At 69.5% G+C, this 19,270-nt stretch carries 17 protein-coding genes and 5 pseudogenes; 10 read left to right on the top strand and 12 right to left on the bottom strand.

The annotated features are described in order from the left end of the window. Window positions 1–254, bottom strand: a pseudogene (locus ACWCQS_RS05405) (hypothetical protein); the annotation flags it as partial. A gap of 149 nt (window positions 255–403) precedes the next feature. Beyond that, window positions 404–697 (bottom strand): annotated as a pseudogene (locus ACWCQS_RS05400) (transposase); the annotation flags it as partial. Window positions 698–845: 148 nt separating this feature from the next. On the opposite strand from ACWCQS_RS05400, the gene ACWCQS_RS05395 reads away from it, so the two are divergent. After that, complete coding sequence (locus ACWCQS_RS05395) at window positions 846–1,304, top strand: hypothetical protein (RefSeq protein ID WP_451003221.1); 459 nt, start codon at window positions 846–848, stop codon at window positions 1,302–1,304. 13 nt (window positions 1,305–1,317) lie between these two features. Here ACWCQS_RS05395 and ACWCQS_RS05390 read toward each other — a convergent pair. Then, window positions 1,318–1,482 (bottom strand): annotated as a pseudogene (locus ACWCQS_RS05390) (transposase); the annotation flags it as partial. A gap of 451 nt (window positions 1,483–1,933) precedes the next feature. Between ACWCQS_RS05390 and ACWCQS_RS05385 the strand changes: the two are divergent. Then, a pseudogene (locus ACWCQS_RS05385) lies at window positions 1,934–2,109 on the top strand (IS256 family transposase); the annotation flags it as partial. A gap of 123 nt (window positions 2,110–2,232) precedes the next feature. Then, window positions 2,233–3,966, top strand: a complete 1,734-nt coding sequence (locus tag ACWCQS_RS05380; protein ID WP_451003511.1) for an APC family permease — start codon at window positions 2,233–2,235, stop codon at window positions 3,964–3,966. A 14-nt stretch (window positions 3,967–3,980) separates the two neighbouring features. On the opposite strand, the gene ACWCQS_RS05375 is transcribed toward ACWCQS_RS05380, so the two are convergent. From ACWCQS_RS05375 to ACWCQS_RS05355, 5 genes and pseudogenes are all read right to left on the bottom strand, one after another. Then, a complete protein-coding gene (locus ACWCQS_RS05375; RefSeq protein WP_451003220.1) occupies window positions 3,981–5,621 on the bottom strand; it encodes a hypothetical protein in 1,641 nt (546 codons plus the stop codon). 117 nt (window positions 5,622–5,738) lie between these two features. Further along, a complete protein-coding gene (locus ACWCQS_RS05370) occupies window positions 5,739–6,785 on the bottom strand; it encodes a hypothetical protein (protein WP_451003219.1) in 1,047 nt (348 codons plus the stop codon). 1 nt (window position 6,786) lies between these two features. Then, on the bottom strand, window positions 6,787–7,155 hold the full coding sequence (locus tag ACWCQS_RS05365) for a hypothetical protein (RefSeq protein ID WP_451003218.1): 369 nt from the start codon (window positions 7,153–7,155) through the stop codon (window positions 6,787–6,789). Window positions 7,156–7,474: 319 nt separating this feature from the next. Continuing rightward, entirely contained in the window at window positions 7,475–8,584 is a 1,110-nt protein-coding gene (locus tag ACWCQS_RS05360; RefSeq protein ID WP_451003217.1) for an NAD(P)-dependent alcohol dehydrogenase, read from the bottom strand. A gap of 25 nt (window positions 8,585–8,609) precedes the next feature. After that, a pseudogene (locus ACWCQS_RS05355) lies at window positions 8,610–9,614 on the bottom strand (aldehyde dehydrogenase family protein); the annotation flags it as partial. Here ACWCQS_RS05355 and ACWCQS_RS05350 point away from each other — a divergent pair. Further along, window positions 9,607–10,056, top strand: a complete 450-nt coding sequence (locus ACWCQS_RS05350; protein ID WP_451003216.1) for a hypothetical protein — start codon at window positions 9,607–9,609, stop codon at window positions 10,054–10,056. The pseudogene ACWCQS_RS05355 and the gene ACWCQS_RS05350 overlap by 8 nt on opposite strands. 47 nt (window positions 10,057–10,103) lie before the next feature. Here ACWCQS_RS05350 and ACWCQS_RS05345 read toward each other — a convergent pair whose 3' ends face one another. After that, window positions 10,104–10,865: a cache domain-containing protein gene (locus ACWCQS_RS05345; protein WP_451003215.1), complete on the bottom strand. Its 762-nt coding sequence runs from the start codon at window positions 10,863–10,865 to the stop codon at window positions 10,104–10,106. A 37-nt stretch (window positions 10,866–10,902) separates the two neighbouring features. Continuing rightward, window positions 10,903–11,661, bottom strand: coding sequence for a FadR/GntR family transcriptional regulator (locus ACWCQS_RS05340; protein ID WP_451003214.1), 759 nt, complete (start codon window positions 11,659–11,661; stop codon window positions 10,903–10,905). A 100-nt stretch (window positions 11,662–11,761) separates the two neighbouring features. Here ACWCQS_RS05340 and ACWCQS_RS05335 point away from each other — a divergent pair, with 100 nt between their 5' ends. Genes ACWCQS_RS05335 through ACWCQS_RS05320 form a run of 4 tightly spaced genes read left to right on the top strand, consistent with a single transcriptional unit; the run spans window position 11,762 to window position 15,760 of the window. After that, on the top strand, window positions 11,762–12,793 hold the full coding sequence (locus ACWCQS_RS05335) for an ABC transporter ATP-binding protein (RefSeq protein ID WP_451003213.1): 1,032 nt from the start codon (window positions 11,762–11,764) through the stop codon (window positions 12,791–12,793). A 36-nt stretch (window positions 12,794–12,829) separates the two neighbouring features. Continuing rightward, entirely contained in the window at window positions 12,830–14,026 is a 1,197-nt protein-coding gene (locus ACWCQS_RS05330; protein WP_451003212.1) for an ABC transporter substrate-binding protein, read from the top strand. Between the two features lie 3 nt (window positions 14,027–14,029). Continuing rightward, the gene (locus ACWCQS_RS05325) at window positions 14,030–14,923 is read left to right on the top strand and encodes an ABC transporter permease (protein WP_451003211.1); all 894 of its coding nucleotides are present in this window, start codon (window positions 14,030–14,032) and stop codon (window positions 14,921–14,923) included. A gap of 21 nt (window positions 14,924–14,944) precedes the next feature. Then, window positions 14,945–15,760 (top strand): ABC transporter permease, encoded by an 816-nt coding sequence (locus ACWCQS_RS05320; protein ID WP_451003210.1) that lies wholly within the window; start codon window positions 14,945–14,947, stop codon window positions 15,758–15,760. Here the strand turns inward: ACWCQS_RS05320 and ACWCQS_RS05315 are convergent. Next, window positions 15,709–17,574 (bottom strand): zinc ribbon domain-containing protein, encoded by a 1,866-nt coding sequence (locus tag ACWCQS_RS05315; RefSeq protein WP_451003209.1) that lies wholly within the window; start codon window positions 17,572–17,574, stop codon window positions 15,709–15,711. The two genes, ACWCQS_RS05320 and ACWCQS_RS05315, sit on opposite strands and share 52 nt — an antisense overlap. 151 nt (window positions 17,575–17,725) lie before the next feature. Continuing rightward, a complete protein-coding gene (locus ACWCQS_RS05310; protein ID WP_451003208.1) occupies window positions 17,726–17,905 on the bottom strand; it encodes a hypothetical protein in 180 nt (59 codons plus the stop codon). Window positions 17,906–17,984: 79 nt separating this feature from the next. Between ACWCQS_RS05310 and ACWCQS_RS05305 the strand changes: the two genes are divergently transcribed. Both ACWCQS_RS05305 and ACWCQS_RS05300 read left to right on the top strand, forming a co-directional pair. After that, entirely contained in the window at window positions 17,985–18,665 is a 681-nt protein-coding gene (locus ACWCQS_RS05305) for a maleylpyruvate isomerase N-terminal domain-containing protein (protein WP_451003207.1), read from the top strand. A 112-nt stretch (window positions 18,666–18,777) separates the two neighbouring features. Next, the gene (locus tag ACWCQS_RS05300) at window positions 18,778–19,059 is read left to right on the top strand and encodes a hypothetical protein (RefSeq protein WP_451003206.1); all 282 of its coding nucleotides are present in this window, start codon (window positions 18,778–18,780) and stop codon (window positions 19,057–19,059) included. Window positions 19,060–19,270 lie beyond the last annotated feature (211 nt).

The raw sequence follows: 19,270 nt of genomic DNA, 5'->3' as shown, positions 1-19,270 counted from the left end.
ACGGCTGGAACATCTACAACTCGCTCATCTGACCGAGGACGGAGGCGCGGCCCTGCGTGAGGGACCGCGCCTCTGATGGTGGCGACAGCTAGGAGCTGCTCCGACCGCCGGTGGACGAGGATCCGCCCACGCTCATCACGACACACCGTCACAGCGACCCGGTGCAGCCAACCCTCCCGGATGGCCTGTCGGCGGCTGACCACCACCCCCCACACACGATCTTGATCGTCGACACGCTCCACCAGTTCATCCACGACGCACACCCTGGCAGAGCCCACTGACAACGCCGCTTCCCGGCGACTCGTGGAGGGCGTCCCGAGAGCACCTGCACCAAGAGGTCGGACGCGGATGACGACAGTTGTCGTGCAAATACGACACCTATCGTTCTCAGGCTCAGTGATGCTCATGGCTGGGTGAGGATCCGGGCCCGGAGGAGTTCGAACGATGCTCGTCCGTACATAGCTCGCTTGAGAGTTTTAACCCGATTTACGTGACCTTCAACGACGCCGGAACTCCACGGCAGAGTCAATCCGGCGGTGACGGCGTCGAGGTCCTGGCGGAGGAAGCCGGCGAAGCCCTTCATTGGCTTGGGTGCGTCTTGCTCGGCCTGCCGGATCCACTCCAGCAGGAGGTATCCGCGCCGGTGGCGGACCAGGTCGGCAAAGGCGCGGGCTAGGTCGCAGGCCCGGGTGATGTCGGGGCTGGCGAGCCGGACTTGAAGGAGCCCCTCGTTCTGGCCCTTGGTGAGGGTCTCGCGGGGGCCGCATGATCCAGGATGCGATCTTGCGGGGGCTGGGGACGTCGGCCCTCACCGGTTCCGCGGTGCCCGCGCGGAGCGCGGCGAGGTGCTTGCGGACGACTTGGCGGCTACCGCGGTAGCCGCGGGCCTGGATCTCCAGGAACAGCCGCGTGCCGCTGACCTGGCCTCGGGCCTCGGTGAAGCGGGCATTGAGGTATGCCTTGAACGGCTCCAGGACGCCGTCGGGGCGGCGTTCGCGGGCGGAGGCGAGCAGCTGGTCGAGGTCGATGTCGCGGAATCGGCGGACGGTCTTGCAGTCGAGGTTCAGACGGCGGGCGATCGCGCTGATCGTCCAGCGTTTCTCCAGCAGGCGGTGAATGTCCTCGTAGCGGTGGCGGAGGCATTCGATGATCTGGGTGTGGGGCGGCTCCGCGGGCGGCAACAGCATCGGGGTCGCCTCGGGCACTGCGGCTGCTTCCGCCGCCGTCTCCTCCTCGGCGCGTTTGCGCAGGCAGTCGCGGTGCTGATGGCAGGTCTTCTCCACTGCGGCGGACAGGTTCTGTAATAGAGTGCCAGCGATCAGCGACTTCGAGGGCGTTGGGGGCGGCTTCCCTGACAGCCTTGGTGTAGGCGGTCGCCCGGTCCCGGCAGATGATCTCGGCTCCGGGGTGGTCCGTGAGCCAGGCCGCGAAGGTCTCGGAGGTGCGGTCGGGCAACACGTCCACGATCCGGGCCGGCCTCGACGTCGACCAGCACGGTGCCGTAGGTGCAGCCCTTCCGGACGGCGAACTCGTCCACCTTCAGCACCCGTCGGGCACGGTCCGGCACTGCCGGTGCCGTCAACAGCATGAGCAGCAGCGTCCGGCCCGCGGTCAGGCGCAGTCGGCGGCACAGGCGTGCGGCGGGGCGGCCGCCGAGCTCGATCGCGATCGACCGCAGTCAGCCCGCCAGCCCGGTGCTGGAACGGCGGTAGCGCGCGGACAGACCCGATACACCCGCAGCCGCATGATGACTCGCCCCGACCCCAACGACCGTTCCTCCAGGGCGCGTTGATACGTGCTGTGTATGCGGCGGGCTTGCTTGCAGCAGTTCGGGCACCGGCCTGGGGGGGCCGTCGACACCGCCTCCACCACCAGGATGCCGGAGGAGCCGCTCACTCCCTCCACCCGCACATCGATCCCGGGAAACAGCACAATCTTCCCCGACCGCACCCGCCCTGATCCGCCTGGCCGGCGCGGTCCTGGCCGAGCAGAACGACGAGTGGACCGAAGCCCGCCGCTACATGGAGCTCGACCTGCTGGCCAAGGCCCCGACTCCGCCTGATCGAGTCAGGAACCGCCGACACCGTCCTGCCCACCGAACTCACCGCACCGCCTCAAAGTGAGATCACCGATCAGAACCTGATGAAGCATCACGCAAATGCAACTGCGAGTTGTAACCTGTCGTCACACCAGGTGCCAACCATCAGTGAACGCTACTCGGGGGACAGCAGGATGGCCTTGCAGGTGCGGCCCACCAGCGGCCAGCCGAAGGAGTACTTACCTTCTGACGAACCGCGCCGGCTCTCGCTGTTCCAGCTCTTCGGACTTGCCGCCGGGGGGACCATCGGCTCCGGCTGGCTGCTGGGCGCGGTCGACGCCTATGACAAGGCCGGCAGCAATGCTCCGTGGGCCTGGCTGATCGGCGGGCTGGTGATGCTGATCGTGGCCGGTGTCATGGTGGAGTTGGGCACGGCTGCACCGAAGACCGGAGGGCTCATCTTCCTTCCGCTGCAGAGCAGTGGGCCGCTGGTGGCGATCGTGGCCGCGGCGGGGCTGTGGATCTTCTACGCGATAAACGCGGCCAGTGAGTCTGTGGCAATGACCAAGGGGCTCTCGTCCATACTCCCCACGTTCCTGATAGGGCCCGGGACCACCCTGACCGCCTGGGGTTGGGTCTGCTCGCTGGCGTTGATGGCGGTGATCTCGGCGACCAATCTGCTCGTCCCGCGACTGGTGCGGATCGGCAACTCCTGGCTGACCGTGGTGAAGGTCGTAGTCCCGCTGCTCACCATCGTCCTGTTCATCGCGTCCGGATTCGATCACCATCATGGGGGCGGGGCCGGGGACGGCACCGGTGGCGCCGGAAGGTACGGCGCGGTCCTGGCCGCCGTGGTGGACAGCGGGGTGATCTACGCCTATGTGGGATTCCAGGGCCCGCTGGACTTCGCCGGAAACGTCAAGGCCGAGGGTCGGCTGACCGAGCCTGCCCGGCTGCGTTGGGCGGTCTACGGCACGATCATCGGCACAACCGTGCTCTACATCCTCCTCCAGATCGTCTTCAGCTCTCGCCAGGGGCAGTGGGATCCGGGCCGCCCGGACTCCCCCTACACCCAGTTCGCCTTCGCGTCCTCGGTCGCCTGGCTCGGGTGGTGTCTGCGGATCAACTCGGTGCTCTCCCCCATGGGCGCCGGGCTCGTCTTCACCCATGCCCTGACCCGCGAGGTCGCCACGCTCAGCCGCGCCCATCTCACCCACCGGGGCCTGCAGACAATGCGCACCACCACCCTGCGTGGCAGGGACGTCTACTGGCTGGTGCTGGCGGTGGACTTCGTCGTCGGGGTGGTCGCGCTGCTCGCGATGGGCGGCCGATGGCACACCCTGGTCGCGGCCGACGGCGTGCTGACCCTCGTCGTGTACGCCGTTCCCGGTGTGGCCCTGGTCTCCTTGCGCGACAAGCTGCCGCCGGTCTCGCCGAGCCGCAACCGGGCCCGCCGACACGCGGCCTGGCTCAGCTTCGTCCTCATTGCATTGATCCTGTACGGAGCCGGGTGGACGGACCTGTGGCATGGAATGGCAGTGCTCGCCGTCGGCTGCGTGCTGCTGCTCGGATTCCCGGTACTGGCCCGGCAGTTCCCCACGCTGGGACGCTTCTACGACGCCCGGGAGCATGTGACGCGCTTCCGCCGGCTGGGCTCCGACCCGGCCGCCCAAGCTGCGGCCTGCCTTCTCGGCATGTTGGCGCTGCTGCTGGTTTGCACCCTGTTCGGCAACCCCGAGCCCGGTGCCCCACACCGTCTCGCGTTCTATCTGTGGGGCGCGGGTGTGGGGGTCATGGCCCTGACCGCGTTCTACGGCATGGTGTGGGCCTCGAGACGCCATATCGGGCGAGTGGAGCCGCTGCTGCCGCTACCGACCTCCCAGCTCCGCGAAAGGGAGCAGGGGCGGCCCCAGGAGCCGCAGCGGTAGCCGCGCACAGCGGGCTAATGCACCGACTCCACGACCTGCTCGGCCTCCTCCTCGAAGCCCCTGCTCCGCAACAGGGACACCGCTTCCTGGCGGCGCACCGCGTCCGCCCACCGGCCGACCGTCCCGCGGTAGAGCGAACGCCGGCGCCGCCCGTCCATCCCGCTGGCGCGCAACTGCTCGGTGATCGCCACCACGTCCGCGGGGGTGATCCGCTGCTCGTTCTCCAGACAGCGTTCCAGCAGGTCCCAGGCCTTCTCTCGGCCCCAGGCCCGATCCGTCCCGTTGCCGTAGAGGCGGACGGCCGTCTCGGCGACGACACCGCCCATCGGCACCCCGGCCAGTTCGGGGTCGGAGGGATCCGACAACTCCTTGCAGGCGACGTCCGCAGCGATCCTGCCGCGATTGCCCTGCACCTGCTGCGCCGTGACATAGTCGGCAAACACCCCGGGGTCGACATTTCTGCTCAGCAGTCCGGCGGTGAGTCGGCGGGCGACGGTCCGCGCCACCCGGTACAGGTCCCGGGAACGCTCAATCTTCGTCTGCAGTCGCACCAGCTCGCCGCCGGCCCGGCCGTCGATGTGCTCCGCTGCGGCTATCCACAGCAGGCGCCAACACTCCGGGTCGGCGTCGATGTTCTTCAACTCTTTCACGAGAGTGTCGATCTCGGCTGGGGAGCGCGGTCCGGCGGCACATGCCACGCCGCGGGCCACGACTTTGGCATACAGATCGACCCTGGTCCTCGCCACGGTCTCGAACTTCTGCCAGCGGCTGATGATCTCGGCCAGTTCATGCAGCTCCTCGCGTGCCGCAGCCTGATTCTGGACGGCCTCGCAACGCTCCGGGTCGCTCTCCGCCAACTCCCGGCAGACCGCGGCTACGTTGTGGTACTGCAACCGCCTGCCCACATGCTCGATGAGGGAATCCGGGCTGTGTTCCGAGCCCGAGATCAGCTTGGCGACGGTATCCCTGGTGGGCCCCACCAGATCCGTGTCGCGCAGCCGCGTGTCGATCCAGTTCTCCAGCACCGGCTCAACCGGACTGAGCATACGCAGTGCCGTGACCAGGTCGTTGAGCCCGGCCGGCGTCGTCGTGTCGGACTGCCGCGCACCGGACGTATTGATCCTCTGCACGGCCCGTCCCAGAAGGTCCACCGCCGCCTCTGCGCACCCTTCGTCGCGCAGCCCGAGATACAGCAGTGCCGTGTCAAGCAGGGTCCGCTTCTCGCTGAACGTGTTCAGCGTGGCGTCGACAAGGTCCTGCTTGCCCCGCCCGCGCAACTCCCGGACGAACCGGGCCACATCGAGCGCCGTGCGCTGGCGAGCCACATCGTGCACGATGCCCTTGCTCAGCGCAGAGGGCCGGTACTCGGCGATCTCGGGTTCCGGCTGCTGCCGCTCCCCCTGCCCGGCCACGCCCAAAGAGGCGGCGCCGTCGATCTCCGACTGACGGCACGCCAGATCCGCCGCATCGCCGATGCTTCGCCACAGCGCCGCCGTCGCCAGTACGTTCACCGCGTCGTAGAAGTGGAACTTCGCTGCTGCTTCGATCAGTTGGTCCGTCGACCGCTGTATCGCGAAGGCGTACAGCACCCGGATCGCGACGGCGGGCCGAGGCGGCTCACCCTTGCTCTCGTTGCCCTTCCGAAGGGCCTGCACGCGCGCCGCGACTTCTTCGGTGCTGCTCCGGGTCACCCAGGAGTACCGGACGCTCCACGTCCGATCTTCGTCAAGCCATCCCTCGGCTCCGGGTCGAGCCCTACTCATGCGTGACACTCAAGCTGCGCGACGCTCCATCCGACTGAAGTATCTGGCGAAGGTGTCCGGGGAACGGTAGGCATCGTTCGCCCGTATGTCGATGTGCTCCGCCAGCTTCAGGCTGTCGTCGTCCCCCCTGTCGCAGAGGGTGGAGACGATATCGGCGGTGGTGCACTCGTCCTTCAGCAGGTACGGGATACGCGCGTCCGGGTCGCCCCTCAACCAGTCGATCCAGCCGTGCAGATCCGTGGGCAGCGACGGATCCACACGCTGGTCGGCGGCCATCCGGTTGGTGAAGATCTGTGTTCCGTCGGGAGCGTCCCTGAGCACCATCCGCGGCTGCGGATGCCCTGCGGTGCACTTCTCCATCTCGGCCTTGATGGCCTCCCGGAGCAATCCGAAGGTGAGCTGGTCCTTGCGGTCCCGAATGCCTCGCGAAAGGACGTTGAGCAAATGTCCGCTGAACGGAGTGCACTGGTCGAACGGTGCCGGGAGACCGGGACACCCCTCGGCGGAGGCGAGCGGACCGGCGAGGGCGGCATCCTGGCCGAGAGCGCTGAGTACGCAGGTGCCCTCGAACTGGCGGCCCATCACACCCGGCAGTTTCGGCTCCTCCTCGGCCGGGCCCAGGTCGCCCAGCCTGTGTGAGTAGCAGCAGTCGGCGATGAGGACCTTGAGCCCAGCCGCGGCCTTACGCATGGCGCGGTACACGTACCAGCTGTTCAACCACGTCCATGGAGCCCGGTCCTGGGACGTGCCCACCGAGAAGTGCACCTGGTCCCCGGCGGGGACGTCGCCCCAGCAGGCTCCGTGGCCGACGTAGACGACGAGCAGGGTGTCCGAAGGGCCGGTCTCGGCGGCGGTCTCCTCCAGGGCGCGCATCACCCCGTCGATCGTCCCTGCCTCGTCCGGACCGAGCACCCGGCAGCCCTCTGCGCCCCAGAGCTTGTCACCTGCGAGGACTTCTCTGTACATACGTCCGCTCGCGGCGATCGTGGGCCAGCCGGGGACATTCGATCCCGGCTGGTACTCCCCAGGTGCGATCACCAGTGCGCGTGAAGCCATCTCAGCCGTTCACTCCTTCGGATCCCCTGGGCCGGTTCTCGTCCGGGGCACCTGCCGGAGCGTCAGTGGATGACGGCGGCACGGGCCTTACCTCGACCTCGGCCTGCGGCGGATCCAACCGGCCGGCCCGCCACCGCTCAACTGCCCGCTTCGTGGCGTCCAGGGCCGCGCCGAGGGACTCCTCGGTGAGCTTGGAGACAGCGGCCACCAGCAGGATCTCGACGATGCCGCCGGTCAATACCCACCCCTGGTCGACCTCCTCGCGGCGCCATTCCAGACCGGTCCCCGCCTCGAGTTCGCCCCGTATCCGCTCCGGATCGTCCAACCCGAGTAATGCGCCCCTCACGGACACCGAGATCACCGCTGCCACTTACCGGCCCCCATGTCGTCGAGTTGTGGTCCCCACCCCGATCCCATCCAGGGTATCGGGCCTGACGGAGCAGGCACAGACGGCTCACGAGATCGTCGGCGATGGCCCGTGCTCACCTGTGCAGTGGCTGTGTCGCTGCCGGTCACGGCTGCCCCACGACGAGATCTCCGGGCACCTGAAGGAGGCCAACCGTCACGGGCAGTCATGTGGGCGAGAACAGGGGCGGCGACCTGGACCCTGGCCGCGATCACCCGTCAAGCCTCACAGCTCGCCCTGGACCACGGGCACGCTGGTCTCTTCGGCGGACTGTCGGCAGGGTTCAGAAGGTGAGCACGGGCTTGATCGTCTTGCCCGCGTTCATGTCCCGCACCGCCTGGTCGATGTCCGTGAACGGATAGGTGCTGATCAGGCGGTGCAGCGGCAGCCGTCCCTCCTTGACCAGCTGGACGAGAGCGGGGATGAAGGTCTGGGTTTCGCTGTCCCCCAGGGTGAGCCCGACGATCCGCTTGCCTGGCAGCAACCCGTTGACGTCAAGGGCGACTTCGGTGCCGAAGGACGGGGCGCCGACGACGACCAGGGTGCCGCGGGCGGCGAGCGCGTCGGCACCCTGGCGCAGCACGGCGACGTTGCCCGTGGTCTCGACGATTCCGTCGGCTCCCTGCCCGTCGGTCAGCACCGCGAGCGTGTCGCCGAGGTCGGCCTCGGCCGCATTGACGGTGTGCGTGGCGCCCAACTCCTCGGCGAGGGTGAGGCGTTCGGCGAACCGGTCGACGGCGATGATCCGGGCAGCCGGGGTGAGGGCGGCGGCCATCACCGCGGACAGGCCCACGGCTCCGGCGCCGAGGACGACGAGAGTGCTGCCCGCCCGGGGTTTGAGGACGTTCCACACGGCACCGACCCCGGTCTGTACACCGCAGCCGAGCGGGGCGATGCACCCGAGCGGCACATCCGGGTCGACCTTCACCAGGCTGCGCCGGTCCACCAACGCGTATTCGGCGAAGGAGGACTGGCCGAAGAAGTGCCCGCCGAGCGGGCTGCCCTCGCGGCTGATGGTGCTGGTTCCGTCGGCGCGCCGGCCGCCGATGAGGTTCAGCGGGAGCCAGGTGGCGCAGTACGCGGGGTGTCCGTCACGGCAGTTGCGGCAGCCGCCGCAGGAGGTGAAGGACAGCACGACATGGTCGCCGGGTTCGACGCCGGTCACGTCCGGGCCGACGGCCTCCACGACACCGGCTCCTTCGTGGCCGAGGACGCCCGGCAGCGGGAAGGGCAGAGCGCCGCTCGCCACGGCGAGGTCGGTGTGGCACAGGCCGGTGGCGACCATGCGCACGAGGGCCTCACCAGATCCCGGGGCGTCGAGTTCGATGTCGCAGAGCGTGAAGGGCGCTCCTGCGGACTCGACCACTGCGGCGTGCGTGGTGGTGGTGGTCATACGGTGAACTCCTTTGCGCCGGCGCTCAGTCGAGCGAGACGACCACGGACTTGACCTTGGTGTAGGCGGCGAGGGCCTCGGGGCCGTACTCGCGGCCGAAGCCGGAGTCCTTGACGCCCCCGAAGGGGACCGCCGGGTCGAGCATGGCCCAGTCGTTGATCCAGACGATGCCGGCCTGCAGCCGCTCGGCGACGCGGTGGGCGCGGGCGAGGCTGGTGGTCTGGATGCCCGAGGCGAGGCCGTACGGCGTGGAGTTGGCGAGGTCCACGGCCTCGTCCTCGGTGCCGAAGGGCTGGACCGTGAGGACGGGGCCGAAGATCTCCTCCTGGACGACGCGGGAATCGTTGGCGAGGCCGGTGATCACGGTGGGTTTGTAGTAGTAGCCGCCGCCCAGGTCGAGCCGCTCGCCGCCGGCGACCACCCTGGCGCCCTCCTTGCGCGCCAGTTCGACGTACTCCTCGACCTTCTTCAGGTGCTTCAGTGCCGCCATCGGCCCGACGACGGTCCCCGGATCGCGTGGATCGCCCACGGGCACCTGCGCGATGGCCTCGACCAGGCTGGCGACCAAGGTGTCGTGCACCGGGCGGGCGACCAGCAGCCGGGGGCCGGCCATGCAGAACTGGCCGGTGTTGAAGACGAACGCCTTGATGATCGCGCCGACCGATTTCTCCAGGTCGGCGTCCTCGAAGACGATGTGCGCCGCGTTTCCGCCCAGCTCCATCATGACGGTCTTCAGCCCTTCACCCGCCACGCTCGCCACGTGCCGGCCGACGGCGGTGGATCCGGTGAAGGCGACCTTGTCGATGCCGGGGTTGCGCAGCAGAGCCTCGCCCGTCACCGGACCTGTACCCGTGACGACGTTGACCACGCCGTCGGGGACGCCCGCCTCCTTCAGCAGGCGGCCCATGTAGAGGGCGCTGAGAGGAGTCTCCTCGGCGGGCTTGTGGACGACGGTGTTGCCGGCCGCGAGAGCCGGTGCGAGCTTCGAACCAGCGAGAATCAGCGGGAAGTTGAAGGGTGTGATGGCGGCCGGCAGCACCTCCATCGGTGCCACGCGCGGCGTGCCGGACGTCTCCCTGCAGGCGAGCCCGTCCACGGGAGCGCTGGTGTACCTGTCCCTCCCGCCCGACGGCCAGAGCGGGCTGAAGTGCGGCAGCACACCGTGCAGCACGGGCTGGTACGACATCGGCGGCACGTCGTTGGCCTGTCCCCAGTGGGCGGGCCTGGTCTCCCTCGCCGACCAGATCAACGGCGGTGGACTCGGACTCATCAACCCCACCCTGTACAAGCTCGCGTCGGACCCGGCCACATACGCGGCGGACTTCAACGACATCACCGTGGGCAACAACACCACCGAAGCCTCGGTCCCGGGCTACTCGGCCACCACAGGATGGGACCCCGTCACCGGACTGGGCACGCCGAACGCGGCGAAGCTCCTGCCCGACCTCGTCAGTGCCATGCACAGCGGCTGACCCTCTGGGGCAACGACGTCCGCGCCTGAGCCGTCCGCCTGCTCGGCTCAGGCGAGCACCAGCACCAGCGGCACACCCCGGCACGGCACCAGGCGCATGCCGTCGTACGCGCCGGGCCGCGCCGCGCCGAGGAGTTCGCCGAAGTCCGGGCCCTTGGTGAGGGAGCCGGCCAGGTGGGCGGGGTCGGCGGAGGCGGCGACCCGGCCCCGGGCGTTCACCAGGTGGGCGGGGCGGGGCAGGCGCCGCAGGAGGGGGAGGACGGCCGTCTCGAAGTGCCGCAGGTAGACGTCGGCGGCGGCGACTCCCGCGAACCGGCCCTGGGCCAGGACGGGTTCGGAGAGGGTGAGGCTGTACTCGTCGGAGCAGAGGTAGTCGACGTACGGTCCGGCCACCGCCCGGCGCCCGGTGTCGCGGGGCAGCGCGAACCAGTCCCAGTGCGTGTAGTCGGAGTACGCCGACTGGCCGGGATCGAGGTCGAGCAGAAGCGGGCGTACGTCGCCGTCGGCGCCGGACTGCCACCACTCCAGCCAGGCGGGCACGTCCGTCAGCAGGCCGGGTGCCGCGACGAAGCCGACGCCGGAGACGAGTTCCTCGCGCGTCAGATGGACGTGCAGCCCGGGGCGCAGGGCGGCGAGGTCGGCGCTGGCCGGCCGCCGGCCCTTAGCCACCACCCGGCCGAGCAGGGCTTCGGTGTCGGTGCGAGTGGCGGCGACCGTCTCGAAGACGGCCTCCAGCGCACCGCCGACCTGTGCGGCCACCCACGCCTCGGCTTCCGTGTCGAAGGTGGCGAGCGCGGTACTCCGGCCCATCGTGTCCTCCAGCGGACGGGAACCTGACGCGGTGCGGTCAGAGGGTGAGGCGTACGGCGACGAGCCGCGCCGTCGACTCCCTGACGCACCGCTCGGCCAGTGTGCCGGCCGTTTCGTGGGCCCCATCTTGCACGGCGGAGATCACGGCGCGGTGACGTTCCGCAACTTCTTCACGACATGCGTCGTCGGCCAGGACCAGGCACAGCAGTGCGCCGATCTCGCTCTGCAGGGCGACCTGTTCGCGGGTGAGCCGGGCGGACTGGGCGGCCGCCGCGAGTTCGACATGGAAGCGGCCGTAGAGGCGGCTGCGCGCCGCCGCGTCCTCGGACCGGGCCAACTCATCTGCGGTACGGCGGAGTTGGTGTAGATCCTCGGGTTCGGTGCGCTGGGCGGCGAGCCGGGCGGCGGCGCCGGACAGGGCGGCCCAGTGGTCGCCCAGGTCGCGCAGTTCCTCGGTGCTCCAGCCACGCAGGCGGGCCTTGAGGCGGTCGTCGGCGGGGACTTCGGGCAGCGAGACGAAGCTGCCGCCGCCGCGGCCCCGGCGCGTGGTGACCAGGCCCTGTTGGCGCAGGGCCATGAGCGCCTCGCGCAGGGTGACCGTGGAGACGCCGAGCTGTCCGGCCAGCTCGGTCTCGCCGGGCAACTGCTCGCCGTCGGCCAGCAGACCCAGTTCGATGGCGTCGCCGATGCGGCGGACGACCGCGTCCACGCGGGCCCGGTTGTCCACCGGGCTGAAGACGGCCCTGCGGGCGCCGCCCTCGATCTCGTACTGCCTCACGGTCACCACCTCGTGCATTGACTCAAGCTTTACCCTAAGGGGATCTTGAGCTTAGAACTATGACTTCATATGTTTACCGTCAACGGTTCAACGTACAGCGCGCCAGAAAGGTTCCCCTATGGAGGGAATTGCGATCCGGCTGCAGGACCTGCGGAAGTCGTTCGGTGAGACGACCGCCGTGGCCGGAGTCGACCTGGAGATCCGGGACGGCGAGTTCTTCTCGATGCTCGGCCCGTCCGGATCCGGCAAGACGACCGTGCTCCGGCTGGTCGCCGGGTTCGAGACACCGGACCAGGGCCGGATCGAACTCGCCGGGCAGGAGGTCACCGGCCTCGCCCCGTTCGAGCGGGACGTGCACACGGTCTTCCAGGACTACGCCCTCTTCCCGCACATGACGGTCGAGCAGAACGTCGCCTACGGGCTGAAGGTCCGCAAGGTGCAGAAGGCCGAACGGCTCGTCCGCGCCCGCAAGGCCCTCGCCGAGGTCCGCCTGGAGGGCTACGGCCAGCGGCGTCCAGCCCAGCTCTCCGGCGGGCAGCGCCAGCGTGTCGCCCTCGCCCGCGCGCTCGTCGGCCGGCCCCGGGTCCTGCTGCTGGACGAGCCCCTCGGCGCCCTCGACCTGAAGCTGCGCGAGCAGATGCAGGTCGAACTCAAGGCCATCCAGCGGGAGGTCGGCATCACCTTCGTGTTCGTCACCCACGACCAGGAGGAGGCCCTGACGATGAGCGACCGCATCGCCGTCTTCGACCAGGGCCGTATCGCCCAGGTCGGCACGCCCGCGGAGATCTACGAACGCCCGGCGACCCCGTTCGTCGCCTCCTTCGTCGGCACCTCGAACCTGCTCGACGGCGAGGCGGCCCACCGGATCGTCGGCAGCCCGGGCACGTACAACATCCGGCCGGAGAAGATCCGCGTCCTGAAGGAGTCCGCCGAGGTGGACGAGCCCGAGCACGCCACCACGACCGGAACCGTCGCCGAGGTCGTCTATCTCGGCGACGCCACCCGCTTCCTGGTCGACCTCGACGGCGGCGGCCGGCTCACCGCGCTCCAGCAGAACCTGGAGACCTCCTCCGAGGACGTCGCCGCCTACCGCGGCACCCGGGTGCGCCTGACCTGGCACCGCCGGCACGCCGTCCGGCTGCCCTCCTGACCTCTCCCCCGCCTCTACGTCCCCATGGAGAACGCCGTGCGTCCCACCCGTGTCCTGCGCACCGCGGCCTGCGCCGCCGCGCTGCTGCTCGCCGCCGCCTGTGACTCCTCCGGCTCGGGCGGCTCGTCCGCCACCGGGCTCAACCCGCCCGACCTCAAGGCCCCGACGAAGCTCGGCAAGACGGAGGGCCAGGTCAACCTGATCGCCTGGGCCGGCTATGTCGAGGACGGCTCCAACGACCCGAAGGTGAACTGGGTCAGCGACTTCGAGAAGCAGACGGGCTGCCAGGTCCACTCCAAGGTCGCCGCCAGCTCGGACGAGATGGTCAAGTTGATGAAGACCGGCGAGTACGACGCCGTCTCCGCCTCCGGCGACGCCTCCCTGCGCCTGATCGCCGCCGGGGACGCGGCCCCGGTGAACACCAACCTGGTCCCCAACTACAAGGACATCTTCAGCGGGCTGAAGAACGGCGCGTGGAACTCGGTGAAGGGCCAGATGTACGGCATCCCGCACGGCCGGGGCGCCAACCTGCTGATGTACAACGCCGACAAGGTCAAGCCCGCGCCCACCTCCTGGTCCGCCGTCTTCGACGACGCCTCCCGGTACAAGGGGCACGTCACCGCGTACGACTCGCCGATCTACATCGCCGACGCGGCCCTCTATCTCAAGGCCACCAAGCCCGAGTTGAAGATCAAGGACCCGTACGCGCTCGACCAGAAGCAGTTCGACGCGGCCGTGGCCCTGCTCAAGCAGCAGAACAAGGACGTCGGCGAGTACTGGAGCGACTACCTCAAGGAGGTCTCCGCCTTCAAGAGCGGTGACTCGGTGGTCGGCACGACCTGGCAGGTCATCGCCAACCTCGCCGCCTCCGAGGGCGCCAAGGTCAAGGCGCTGGTGCCGAAGGAGGGTTCGACCGGCTGGTCCGACACCTGGATGGTGTACAGCAAGGCCAAGCACCCCAACTGCGCCTACAAGTGGCTGGACTGGATCGTCTCGCCCAAGGTCAACGCCCAGGTCGCCGAGTACTTCGGCGAGGCTCCGGCCAATTCCAAGGCCTGCGCCGAGACCAGCGACAAGAACTTCTGCACCGTCTACCACGCGGCCGACGAGAACTACTGGAAGAAGATCGCCTTCTGGAACACGCCCATCGAGCAGTGCCTGGACGGCCGCAAGGACGTCAAGTGCGTGCCGTACGCCAAGTGGGTGCAGGCCTGGACCGAGATCAAGGGCTGAGCCGTGACGACCGATGCGACGACCGCCGTCGGCCGGGGAACCGTCCGGCGGCTGGCCGGAACCCTGCACCGCAGGCCCCGGCTGCGGCTGACCCTGCTGCTCGCCGCCCCTCTGCTGTGGCTCGCCGTCCTCTACCTCGGCTCGCTGGCGGTGCTGTTCATCTCGGCGTTCTGGACGACGAACTCCTTCACCTCGCAGGTGGTGAAGGTCTGGTCGACGGACAACTTCCACGAGCTGTTCACCACGCCCGTCTTCCGGCAGGTGATCCTGCGCAGTGTGGGCGTGGCGCTCGCGGTGACCGTGCTGTGCGCGGTGATCGCCTTCCCGGTCGCCTTCTACACCGCACGGGTGGCCCGGCCGAGATGGCGCCCCCTGCTCGTGGTCGCCATCCTGACTCCCCTGTGGGCGAGTTACCTGGTCAAGGTGTACGCCTGGCGGCTCATCCTGTCCCAGGGCGGCCTCGCCGACTGGATGCTCGCGCCGTTCGGACTGAGCGGCCCCGGCTTCGGCCTGCCGGCCACCGTCCTCACCCTGACGTACCTGTGGCTGCCGTACATGATCCTGCCGATCCACACGGCCCTCGAACAGCTCCCGGCCAACCTGCTCGACGCCTCGGCCGACCTCGGGGCGCGGGCCGGGCGGACCTTCCGCTCGGTGGTGCTGCCGATGGTGCTGCCGTCGGTCGCGGCCGGTTCGGTGTTCACCTTCTCGCTCAGCCTCGGTGACTACATCACCGTGCAGATCGTCGGCGGCAAGACCCAGCTGATCGGCAACCTCGTCTACTCCAACATCGAGCTCAACCTGCCCATGGCCGCCGCGCTCGGCACCGTGCCCGTCGTCGTGATCGTCCTGTATCTGCTGGCCATCCGCCGTACGGGCGCCCTGAACAGCCTGTAGGACCTGGAGGAGAACAGCACCATGCATCTCAGCCGCACCGCGCGCATCGCCCTGCGCACCGGCGCCGGGCTCGGTTTCGCGGTGATCTACGTCCCGCTGCTGCTCGTCCTCGTCAACTCGCTCAATCCCGACCGCAGTGCGAGCTGGCCACCGCCCGGGCTGACCTGGCACTGGTGGTCGGTGGCCGGGCACCACTCCGGTGCCCGGCAGGCGCTGTGGGTCTCGGTGAAGGCGGGGCTGGGGGCGACCGCGATCGCGCTGGTCCTCGGCACGCTCATCGCGTTCGCCGTGGCCCGGCACCGCTTCTTCGGCCGGGACACGGTGTCGTTCATCGTGGTCCTGCCGATCGCGCTGCCCGGCATCGTCACCGGCATCGCCCTCAACTCGGCCTTCGGCACGGTGCTGGAACCGCTCGGCGTGGGGCTCGGGCTGTTCACGGTGATCGTCGGGCACGCCACCTTCTGCATCGTGATCGTCTTCAACAACGTGGTGGCCCGGCTGCGCCGTACGGCCGCTTCGTACGAGGAAGCGGCCATGGACCTCGGCGCGACCACCTTCCGCGCCTTCGCGGACGTCACCTTCCCACTGGTCCGTTCCGCGCTGCTGGCCGGTGGTCTGCTCGCCTTCGCGCTGTCCTTCGACGAGATCGTGGTGACCACGTTCACCGCGGGACCCGGGATCGAGACCCTGCCCATCTGGATCTTCGACAACATGACCCGGCCGCAACAGGCACCGGTGGTGAACGTCGTGGCCGCGGTACTCGTCCTGCTGTCGGTGATCCCGATCTACGTAGCCCAGCGGCTGTCCGCGGACACGGCGACGTCGAGCCGGGTGTGACAGCGTCTCTGACAGCTAAGTGAACCTATGCGGACAGTAGTGTCCGACGTGGGTTCTGCCCATCTTGGCGGGGAAGCATGAGCGTGGATATGGAATCCCGCGCCCAGTGCTGCTCCGCGTGGCCGGTGTCGGCGTTTGGTGGGTGTGCTGGTCGTGGTCACGCCCTGGTGCCGGTGGGCTGCGCGGGGCAGCCGCATCCGGTCCGTTGGTGCGTGTCCCTCCGGACGCTGACCAGCCGGGCCGGTGGGCCTGACTGGGGAGGGAACCTCACGTCGCCCGGGCGTGAGGCGGTCAGTTCGCGGCCGGGTGGGGCCGGTCTTCGACCGGTCCGTCCGGCTGGTCTTCGGGGCGGCCGTGATGACGGCCTTGGCCTCCATCATGTCCACCACAGCGCGGATCACCATGGCGCCGCTCGCGCGGTCCACAACGGTCTTGGTCTGGTGAGCGAGGCCGCGTGCGGCAATACGTCGCCAGGCGCCCTGGTCCCGGTCGCCCTGCCAGCCGCATCCGGGGCAGATGGCCCACTTCCAGCCCGGCACGGTGGGCCGGTCCGGTGCCTTGCGGTGGCGGAGCGAGGTCAGACACGCGGGGCAGTGCTTGGAGGTGTTGCGCGGCGGCACAGTGACCACGGCGATCCCGGCTTCGGCGGCAAGGTGGCGCATGCGGTCAGTGATCTGCCCGCGCACTGTCTGCGACAGGCGGGTGTTGTGGGTGCGGCCCATGCCGCCGGCTTCCATCGACCGCAGGTCTTCCAGGTAGATGACCGTAGCCTCGATAGCAACGGCCTGATCGACGGCCCAGCGGGCAGCGGCCCACGCCAACATTTCGTTGAGGTTGGAGCGGCGCTCGCAGACACGCCGGATCTCTTCCGCCAGAGTGGCGGCCTTGCCGTCCAGGGCGGAATCGGCGAGCCGGGTGTAGTGGTCGGTCTTGGCGTGCAGGTGCTCGCTGATGCGGCGCAACCGGTACTGCTTGGCGAGCACACCAGCAGCCCGGAACTGCGCGCCCGCCCCGAGGGCAGTGATCTGGCCGTCGTCGTGTATCCGGGCCGCACCCGCGCTGAGGAGCGTGTTCAGGCCCCAGTCCACGCCGAGCGCGACCGTGTGGCCGGTGCGCTGGGCCTTGGGTACGGGGTGGGTGTAGGCGAGGTCAGCGCGCACCTTCCCACCCGCGATGCGCAGGGTGGGCAGGTGGATCACCGCGTTCGCCGGGATCGTGGGCGGCAGCGTGATCGGGCACTGCACCCAGGTCCAGTCGCGGTATGCCTGCGGATCGGGCCGGGTGGGCAGTTGCAGCCGCAGGAGCGCTTTCGTCGGCTCGAGCTGGGAGCGTTCGATGGTGGCCTGCTGCCCGTCGCACGCGGCGAGGAGCAGCATTGCGGTCACACGCGGGGTGGGCTCCAGCTCGAACACGTCGACCGGGCGACGGCCGTGGTTGCGCTCGAAGGAGACGATCTGCCGGGTGCGGGAGCGGATGATGCTGGACGGCAGGTACTCGCCGCCCGGTATCGCGGCCCGCACCTGGTCCCACTCCTCGGGGGTGCGCTTCTTCGGGCCGGCGGGCCAGGTGGCCAGCACCCCGGCTACGAGGTCAGCCCGCCACTTCACCGACCGCAAAACGCGCCCAGCCTGTTCCTGGGCCATGCGCACGATCCGGTCGTTCACCCTCACCCCGTCCAAAGCGACGGTCCAGCCGAGGCGGCGCAGCGCCATCCACGCGTTCGACGGCAGCTTTCTGCCGCCCGCGTCCTGCCCTGCTGCGAGGACATCGACGTCGGCGGTGTTCCAGTGCTCGGCCAGCAGCGTGCTGGTCATCCCGGCTACCAGGTCGGTGCACCAACTCACGCGTTCAGTCAGAGCAGCGCAGGTGAGAACTTCGCCGGTCTTCTCATCCCGCCCGACCGGAACAGGGCGCGGGCACACGCGGTGCGGGAGGTCTCGCCCTCGGCGAGGGATAGCTTCCGGCTCACGCGGGACAGTCCTGGTGGCTGCACTGGCCGGACTCCACCAGCAGACGGCGTCGGTTCTCCGCACTGCGCATCCCATACAAGCGGCCTGCGAAGGTGATGACCAAGGAGACGAAGTCTTCAAGGAGTTCGTCCCGGCCGCCGAGCTTCGCAGCCTTGGACACGCGCAGCGACTCCACGCACGTAACTCTACATGCATAACACTATGGATAGCTGATGAAGTAGGCGAGCCTGTACGGCGGACGAACAGGGGGAGGCATGAGTTCCGTGGACGCGGTCGGCCCGGCGAAGGCGCTGCGCGCGGCGTACGAGGCCGCCTCGGCGGTCGTCGCCGGCCTGGGTGACGAGGAGTCGTGGCTGCCGACGGGCTGCACCGGCTGGGCGGTCCGCGATCTCGTCTTCCACTGCCTGACGGACGCCCAGCGCGCTCTGGTGGCCCTGCACACGCCGACGCGGGCGCCGGTGGACCGGGACGCGGTGACGTACTGGCAGGACTGGCGGCCGGACACCGTGGGGGCGGCGAACGGCCGGCGCTGGGTGCGGGTGAACGCGAGCATGTTCCTCGACTTCGGTCAGCTCCAGGGCCTGTACCTGGAGACGCTGGCGGCGGCCGTGCACGCGGCGGAGACGGCCGACCCCGCGCAGCACGTCGGCACGCAGGGTCATGTGCTGACGGCCGGGGACCTGCTGAGCACCCTCGCGGTGGAGGCGACCGTCCACCACCTGGATCTGACCGTCCGGCTCCCGCACGCGGCCGGACCGGCGCCCGAGGGACTGGCCGCGGTGCGCACCACCCTGGACGGTCTGCTCGGCCGCCCCGCGCCGGCGGAGTGGGGCGACGCGCACTACGCCCGCGTGGGCACTGGCCGGGCCGCGCTCACCGAGGCCGAGCGCGCCTCGCTGGGCGCGGCGGCCGACCGGTTCCCGCTGTTCGGCTGACCCCCGTCTCGGTGCCGGCCGGCGCAGTTCACACGCCCAACACGGGGACACACGCGGGCGACACCTGCGCGGTGCGGGACTCGCCGCCCGGGTTGATGGAAGCCTGCGCCCCATGCACACCCCACCGAGCATCAACAGTTACGTCGACCGGGTCACCGCCGGCCCCGGCGGGGCGATGACCGAGGAGGTCGGCGTCATCACCGGCGACCTGACCGTGGCCACCATCCTGCTGTCCGACGGCCACAGCGTGCGCGTCGCCATCCAGCACTCCGGCAGCGACACCTGGTACACCCTCGCCGGCAGCCCCGCACCCGTGCCCGCCGGGCAACTCGCCGCCTATCACCGGGATCTGCTGGGCCGTATCCGCCGGGGCGGTGGCACCCGGGCCACCTGAGCAGGCCACGCGGAGGGCAGGACGGGCCGGGAGGCGACCTGGTCAAAAGCCGGTCCGCCTCCCCCGTGCCGCCTCAACTCCCCTCACGGTCAAGCTGTTTGGCTCCCCCATGAACGTGCAAAAGGCGACTCCCGCACCTTGACCGGCGTTTGGTCCAGACCAATCATGGCCTAGACCAATAGCCCCGGCCGGGGCGCATCGCGTCGTTCGC

The sequence above is a fragment of the Streptomyces sp. NPDC002076 genome, from assembly GCF_053593835.1.
Note: the sequence above shows the minus strand (reverse complement) of the source record. Positions and strands in the feature narration are given on the sequence as shown.

What these genes read in the sequence shown, in the direction of transcription:
- ACWCQS_RS05380 (WP_451003511.1), top strand. Translation starts at nt 2,233, where the DNA reads ATGGCCTTGCAGGTGCGGCCCACCAGCGGCCAGCCGAAGGAGTACTTA.
- ACWCQS_RS05335 (WP_451003213.1), top strand. Translation starts at nt 11,762, where the DNA reads ATGGAGGGAATTGCGATCCGGCTGCAGGACCTGCGGAAGTCGTTCGGT.
- ACWCQS_RS05350 (WP_451003216.1), top strand. Translation starts at nt 9,607, where the DNA reads ATGGCGGCCGGCAGCACCTCCATCGGTGCCACGCGCGGCGTGCCGGAC.
- ACWCQS_RS05305 (WP_451003207.1), top strand. Translation starts at nt 17,985, where the DNA reads ATGAGTTCCGTGGACGCGGTCGGCCCGGCGAAGGCGCTGCGCGCGGCG.
- ACWCQS_RS05315 (WP_451003209.1), bottom strand. Translation starts at nt 17,574, where the DNA reads ATGACCAGCACGCTGCTGGCCGAGCACTGGAACACCGCCGACGTCGAT.
- ACWCQS_RS05320 (WP_451003210.1), top strand. Translation starts at nt 14,945, where the DNA reads ATGCATCTCAGCCGCACCGCGCGCATCGCCCTGCGCACCGGCGCCGGG.
- ACWCQS_RS05360 (WP_451003217.1), bottom strand. Translation starts at nt 8,584, where the DNA reads ATGACCACCACCACCACGCACGCCGCAGTGGTCGAGTCCGCAGGAGCG.
- ACWCQS_RS05300 (WP_451003206.1), top strand. Translation starts at nt 18,778, where the DNA reads ATGCACACCCCACCGAGCATCAACAGTTACGTCGACCGGGTCACCGCC.
- ACWCQS_RS05370 (WP_451003219.1), bottom strand. Translation starts at nt 6,785, where the DNA reads ATGGCTTCACGCGCACTGGTGATCGCACCTGGGGAGTACCAGCCGGGA.
- ACWCQS_RS05345 (WP_451003215.1), bottom strand. Translation starts at nt 10,865, where the DNA reads ATGGGCCGGAGTACCGCGCTCGCCACCTTCGACACGGAAGCCGAGGCG.
- ACWCQS_RS05340 (WP_451003214.1), bottom strand. Translation starts at nt 11,661, where the DNA reads ATGCACGAGGTGGTGACCGTGAGGCAGTACGAGATCGAGGGCGGCGCC.